The sequence below is a fragment of the Bradyrhizobium sp. GW821-FHT13H06 genome (genome assembly GCF_058803975.1).
Map to the genome: position 1 here is coordinate 493,448 of NZ_JBXAPN010000005.1, position 6,000 is coordinate 499,447.

At 57.2% G+C, this 6,000-nt stretch carries 6 protein-coding genes; 3 read left to right on the top strand and 3 right to left on the bottom strand.

What is annotated here, in order from left to right; all coding sequences use genetic code 11:
* The first annotated feature begins 867 nt into the window (after positions 1-867).
* The gene (locus tag AC1RQP_RS23900) at positions 868-1,551 is read left to right on the top strand and encodes a class I SAM-dependent methyltransferase (protein ID WP_492938720.1); all 684 of its coding nucleotides are present in this window, start codon (positions 868-870) and stop codon (positions 1,549-1,551) included.
* Positions 1,552-1,848: 297 nt separating this feature from the next.
* Here the strand turns inward: AC1RQP_RS23900 and AC1RQP_RS23905 are convergent, their stop codons facing one another.
* A complete protein-coding gene (locus AC1RQP_RS23905) occupies positions 1,849-3,165 on the bottom strand; it encodes a UDP-glucose dehydrogenase family protein (protein WP_492938721.1) in 1,317 nt (438 codons plus the stop codon).
* 293 nt (positions 3,166-3,458) lie between these two features.
* The gene (locus AC1RQP_RS23910) at positions 3,459-3,833 is read right to left on the bottom strand and encodes an Ig-like domain-containing protein (RefSeq protein ID WP_492938722.1); all 375 of its coding nucleotides are present in this window, start codon (positions 3,831-3,833) and stop codon (positions 3,459-3,461) included.
* A 275-nt stretch (positions 3,834-4,108) separates the two neighbouring features.
* Here AC1RQP_RS23910 and AC1RQP_RS23915 point away from each other — a divergent pair, with 275 nt between their 5' ends.
* Together AC1RQP_RS23915 and AC1RQP_RS23920 are read left to right on the top strand one after the other, a co-directional pair.
* Positions 4,109-4,342, top strand: coding sequence for a hypothetical protein (locus AC1RQP_RS23915; RefSeq protein ID WP_492938746.1), 234 nt, complete (start codon positions 4,109-4,111; stop codon positions 4,340-4,342).
* Between the two features lie 528 nt (positions 4,343-4,870).
* The gene (locus AC1RQP_RS23920) at positions 4,871-5,365 is read left to right on the top strand and encodes a hypothetical protein (protein ID WP_492938723.1); all 495 of its coding nucleotides are present in this window, start codon (positions 4,871-4,873) and stop codon (positions 5,363-5,365) included.
* A gap of 36 nt (positions 5,366-5,401) precedes the next feature.
* Here AC1RQP_RS23920 and AC1RQP_RS23925 read toward each other — a convergent pair whose 3' ends face one another.
* Positions 5,402-5,770, bottom strand: coding sequence for a hypothetical protein (locus AC1RQP_RS23925; RefSeq protein WP_492938724.1), 369 nt, complete (start codon positions 5,768-5,770; stop codon positions 5,402-5,404).
* Positions 5,771-6,000 lie beyond the last annotated feature (230 nt).

A 6,000-nucleotide genomic window follows, 5' to 3' on the forward strand; every position in this document is an offset into this window, starting at 1 on the left:
AGGGCGACACAATCGCATTTCTCCCCAAAGTTGTAAATAACAGACTTACTCCGACTGGATGCCCGCCTCATTCTGGAAGACCCCAAAACCGATCTCTTAACGCCACATTGAGCGCAAACCTCGACGAACAGATGCAATTGCAAGCAATCTGCGCAAAAGAATAGCACATCGTTCGATTTGCGCTGCTTGAATCTGCATGGCGCGCGGATTGCATGACGTCGCCCTAACATCAACAAAGTCTGGTCACATCGAAGTTGTGTTCAACTGCTTTGTTGGGGGTGAGTCGCACCGCTCGAACGACTCGCAACCAAGATAGACGACGCACGGAACCCACGCGCGACGAGAGTGCCTCATGCTAATCTTGCTCCTCCTGATGCTTGCCATCTCGGTCGCATCTTTTGCCGCAGGATATTCCCTGCGGGATACGATATCGAAGCGACGCCGGGAGCAGTTTCGCCTGTACGAGCCCTATGTTCGACCGCAACGGCAAGTGCCTTCGTTCCTGGTGAAGAACGTAGACAATTCGTCCACGCCGCTTCAGCGGTGATCGTTTCGGAGTCGCCGGTAATGCCTCCATCTCACTTCTTCGCGAACTCTGGCCCTGAAGGCATTCGCAGCTGCGGCGTGCGTTTCTACTGACCAGAGCTTGGTTTTGTGCTCGGCCAGACGCTGACGACAGAATGTCGCAATGCTCTAGTCACAAGCTGCGAAAGTGTCCGGTCCTTGGCGGCAAGCAATCGGACAAGCTTCTTTAAGATTGAATAGGACAGAATTTTCGCGCGTGCCTCCGATAGTGAGCGAAAAGCGCTTCCTTGCACCACTGCCTACCGCTATTCTGCAATGAGAGGGAAAGTCCGAGGTAACAATATGCAGACTCTGAAACGGCTCTTGCGCTCCCTCCCAGTAGTCGGTGATACTCTGGTTGCAGCGAAAGATGCGTTTTCCAAGCGGCTCGAATTTCGCGATTCCAGTCAGTATTGGGAGGACCGGTATGCCTTGGGTGGAAACTCAGGCGCAGGCTCTTACAACCGTCTCGCGAGCTTCAAGGCGGAGATCATCAACCAGTTTGCCAAGGATCACTCCGTGGCCTCGGTCATCGAATTTGGTGTCGGCGATGGTGCACAACTCGCGTTGGCGGAATACCCCTCGTTTGTGGGGGTCGACGTCTCGAAAACCGTCGTAGAGCGCTGCCGAGCAAAATTTTCGAGCGATCCCACTAAGACATTCTACGTTCTGGGAGAGCACCCGACGACGACTGCTGAACTCGCACTCTCACTCGATGTGATCTATCATCTTGTTGAAGATGCCGTCTTCGAACGCTACATGCTTACGCTTTTCGAGGCTGCCTCGCGGTATGTGATCATCTACGCCAGCGACAGGGACGAGAACTGGTCAAGCAAGCACGTTCGCCACCGCAATTTCACGAAATGGGTTTCAAAACATGTCAAGGGTTGGGACCTCAGCGAAAGAATTCCGAACCGGTACCCCTTCGATCCAGCAGATCAAGACAATACCTCGTTCGCAGATTTCTTTATCTATGCCCGCACATAAGCTTCAGGGTTCGTCGCGACCGACTCGTCATCCGTGAAGAACCCTGGTTTCAGGCTGGAACAATCTGAACCGTGGCAATAAGAGCCGAGAGGATTTGGCGCAGCAACAGGCTGAGCCAGCGGATGAGGCGACGGAAGTTGTAGCCGACAGCAACGGCTTGGCAATTCTTCACGGACGACCGACTCGTCAACCTGTCCTTACAGATGCGCGATGATTGCGCGTAGCGAGACTGGCTCCGCGCTCGACACAATAGGCGACCAGATGTTCATTCGCCGGACCTAGCGCGGCCTCGGATATTCAAGGCGCAGCCGCGGACCGACCGACGCTCTCATAGACGAAGCCGGCCGCAGCCATCTCTTCGGGACGATAGACATTGCGGAGATCGACGACGATGGGCTGGGCCATGGTCGCCTTCAGCCGGTCGAGGTCGAGGCCACGGAACTGCGTCCATTCGGTCACGATGACGACCGCATTGGCGCCCTGCGCGCAGGAATAGGCATCCTCGCAATAGGCGATGTTCGGCAGTTCGCCCTTTGCCTGCTCCATGCCGACGGGATCGAACGCCTTGACCTTCGCTCCCATGTCGACGAGGCCGGTGACGAGCGGGATCGACGGCGCATCGCGCATGTCGTCGGTGTCGGGCTTGAAGGTCAGGCCGAGCACCGCGATAGTCTTGCCGCGCAAGCTGCCGCCGAGCGCCTGGCTGACCTTACGCGCCATCGCGCGCTTGCGGTTCTCGTTCACCGCCAGCACGGACTCCACGATGCGCAAGGACACGTCGTAGTCCTGCGCGATCTTGATCAGCGCCTTGGTGTCCTTCGGGAAGCACGAGCCGCCGAAGCCGGGACCAGCGTGCAGGAACTTGGTGCCGATGCGGTTGTCCAGACCGATGCCGCGCGCGACTTCCTGCACGTTGGCGCCGACCTTTTCGGAGAGATCCGCGATCTCGTTGATGAAGGTGATCTTGGTCGCGAGAAACGCGTTCGCGGCGTATTTGATCATCTCGGCGGTGCGGCGCGCGGTGAACATCAGCGGCGCCTGGTTCAGCGACAGCGGACGATAGATGTCGCCCATCACCTTGCGGCCGCGCTCGTCGGAGGTGCCGACCACGACCCGATCGGGAAACTTGAAGTCGCGGATCGCCGCGCCTTCGCGCAGGAACTCGGGGTTGGAGGCGACGACGACATCGGCCTTCGGATTGGCCTCGCGGATGATGCGCTCCACCTCGTCGCCGGTGCCGACCGGAACGGTCGACTTCGTCACCACGACGGTGAACCCCTGGAGCGACTGCGCGATCTCCTTCGCAGCGGCATAGACGTAGGAGAGATCGGCGTGCCCGTCACCACGGCGTGAGGGCGTGCCGACCGCGATGAAGACGGCATCGGCGTCCGCGACCGGCTTGGACAGGTCAGTCGTAAACTCGAGGCGCTTGGCCTTGACGTTGGCTGCAACCAATTCGTCGAGGCCAGGCTCGTAGATCGGAATCTCGCCGCGTTGAAGCGACGCGATCTTCTTCTCGTCCTTGTCGACGCAGGTGACGTCGTGACCGAAATCCGCAAAACAGGCTCCGGACACCAGTCCGACATAGCCCGTTCCGATCATCGCGATGCGCATAAAAACTCTTTCCGTTGATGACGGATGTTCCACCGACACCCTAGACCATTTCACTATCCGACCGCGCGCCCAACATTAGGGCAGGCTGCTGCGCGAATCGAACAAATCTCAACCGCCATGCGCGACAAGATTTTGCGGACATCGCCTGAAATGTACGACATGCACCCGCTGCATTCGACGTATGCGACAGATGCGCGTCGAATCCACGAGAGACGCCGAAGCTGCTCTCACCTTCCAACTGAAGGATTCGCTCCTATTCGACGTGTGAGGCGGCGCTAACGACCAGGGGCGTTTCAGGGGCGCGAGATCGCAACCTGGATGGTCGAAACACCGACCTCATGACGGTTCTTGCCGTTGACGACGATGGTGAACGTGTCAGTTCCACTAAAATCCGATTCCGCGAAGTAGCGGAACCCGGGACCGACAAGCACGAGATGACCCATTTTCGGCTTTTCGGATACCGAGACGTTGTAGATCTGCATTGTGGACCAGCGCAAACCCTGGATGCAGTTATCACCAGGCTTGATCCTCATCGACCATTGCATGGTGTCGCCCGCGAGTTTGTACGGTTGGATGTCGCGCATGCAATTCGGCGTCGCGGCTGCAGGATATGCAGCCCCCAAAATGATCGTAGCGGAGACAATTGGCGAGGAGACTGCTCGGAACATGGCTGACCTCAGCAAGGATTTGAGCGAGCCTATGTCATCGAGTTTGAAGGTTTGGTAAGAGCCACCAACCGCCTGATCGCGTGGTTAAGGTCCTGGAAATGCGACATTGATTGTTGATACCAAAAAGCGGAGCCAGTAATACTCCGTCGCAAGATCAGCTACGAACCTATGGCAGGCAACAAGAGCGTTCAGACGAGCTGTAGCGTCGTGACTCTCGGTCGGCTAAGCTTTACGCAAGACGTTATCCGGCGCAGGAAGGAAGCGCGTTGCTGAAGGTGATTTTGGGGGCATCTTTGGCCTTCCTGGTCCTGGCTCAATTGTCGCCGGAAGAAGCGGTGGCCGGACCAAGCCCAAACGTGGCCAGGAAGTGCCTGCGCTTTTCATATTTGGCTTATCCGTACAAGCGACCGGGCTCGGTCAGGATGAGCGGCGATCGCCAATCCTATTTCAAGGATTGCATGACCAGGCAAGGCGATGTCCCCGAGCCGCCCCCTCCAAAAGAGTCATGACGGGTAGAAGCTCGCGACCATTTCCCGGCTCTTACTTGTTGCCGCTGTCATCTACCTTGCCCTGGTTTGCAACGCACTTTTCGTAAAATGCGATCTGATCGCGACCAGACCCCTTGGCACTCCCAGCTGCCGGATTAGCGGGTTGGCGCGGCGGAAATTGCTTGGCCATAAGCGCTCGACAAGTCTTCGCCAATTCAGCGGTGATCGCCGACGCGGGCACAGGAAGAGCCATATCGGAGATGTAAAGAAACCCAGCTGTAACGGCTATCCATCTGACGAACATCTTATCTCCCTCTCATGCGCTGCAGAGATGCCTTGTAGTAAGCCGTATGTAACTCGTCGGGAAGCCTCAATATGAGGTCTGTGCCATCATACACCAACTTTGGGCGCCTTCGGCATATGGTTGGAGCTTGAGATTATGGCCTTTCGAAAGGTCTGCAACTCCTTCAGCAGGAAACCAAGCTGGAGAGACGTCCACTGACGTCCAAGTTGCTCTCGGAATCGCCCGCATGATCGAGACCGTGAACCATGGGACAAGATGTCTATGACCTCTCTTGTTATATGCTCGATGCGCAACTATTTCCCGCCGATGTCGGCGATGCGATCGAAGCGGACGCTGGAAGCCAATATCCGGTACTCGCCGCTAGAGGGCTGCGCCAGGACCGCCAATGGAACCTACCGCATAGATTGCAGAAAATATTGCTTTGCTGCTATTCTTTGGGACGGGCGGCGCTACCAAATCAGGCGTTTCAGGTAGTGGCCGTAACGCGTCGCATGGAGGAACCAATGTCAGGTATTCGTTTGGCGATTGCCGCGCTTCTAGTTGCGACGACTGCAACGAGCGCGCTGGCGCAAGGCACGCGGCAGCCATCGAGATCATCAACGTACAATTCTCAGACGCGGCCCCCAGTGGCCACTCAACCAAGCAACAATCCCTTCAGCAACCCCATCGGACAGGGCGTAGCGCCGGCTGTATCGGCCAATCCGAATATTAACAGCGGCCGAACCAATGTGCCTCGATGACGCGATCGACCATGCATCGTGGCTGTTGCAGCAACTTCATTCCGAATTGACGTCAACCTCGATCAGCGACGTTCCGCCGACATGAAGTGATGTTCCCTTGATCGCGATCTTGAAGGAATCGGCGCCTCGCGCATCGCCGTTTGACTGGTATCGAAAAGATGGCCCTTGAATAACAAGGCGCCCCTGTTTCGGCTGCTCTTCAATCCCAATCGTGTCGATAATAATCGTCGACCACCGCAGACCTTGGATGCACTCGTCGCCCGGCCTGATTCTGATCGACCAACGCACGGTGTCGGAGCGTAGAGTGAATGGCTTCGGATGCAGAAGACAAGTGCCGCCGGCAAATGTTGGATGCGGCTCGAACACGAAAGCGAGCAAGACCGCCGAAAACAGAACGACCTTCATGATCGACCGGGCCCGGAAATTGGAGGATGGCGCACGTTTCACGTTAGCGTCATCCATGCGGCGCTGGCAACAGCATGTTGCCGACGCCACTTCCTGCATCCGGGGATGGAAGCGATCGCTCTCGGGCAGGCTCACCTGAGGACGAAGTGATACAGGTCCTGGATGTGGACGTCCTGGGCGATGGCGGCCTGGTCCGGCAGGACGTGATTGTCGTCACCGATAGGCTGCGC

Bases quoted from the DNA above. Each gene is read 5' to 3' on its own strand.
- AC1RQP_RS23910 (WP_492938722.1), bottom strand. From the start codon at position 3,833: ATGTTCCGAGCAGTCTCCTCGCCAATTGTCTCCGCTACGATCATTTTG.
- AC1RQP_RS23925 (WP_492938724.1), bottom strand. From the start codon at position 5,770: ATGAAGGTCGTTCTGTTTTCGGCGGTCTTGCTCGCTTTCGTGTTCGAG.
- AC1RQP_RS23900 (WP_492938720.1), top strand. From the start codon at position 868: ATGCAGACTCTGAAACGGCTCTTGCGCTCCCTCCCAGTAGTCGGTGAT.
- AC1RQP_RS23905 (WP_492938721.1), bottom strand. From the start codon at position 3,165: ATGCGCATCGCGATGATCGGAACGGGCTATGTCGGACTGGTGTCCGGA.
- AC1RQP_RS23920 (WP_492938723.1), top strand. From the start codon at position 4,871: ATGGGACAAGATGTCTATGACCTCTCTTGTTATATGCTCGATGCGCAA.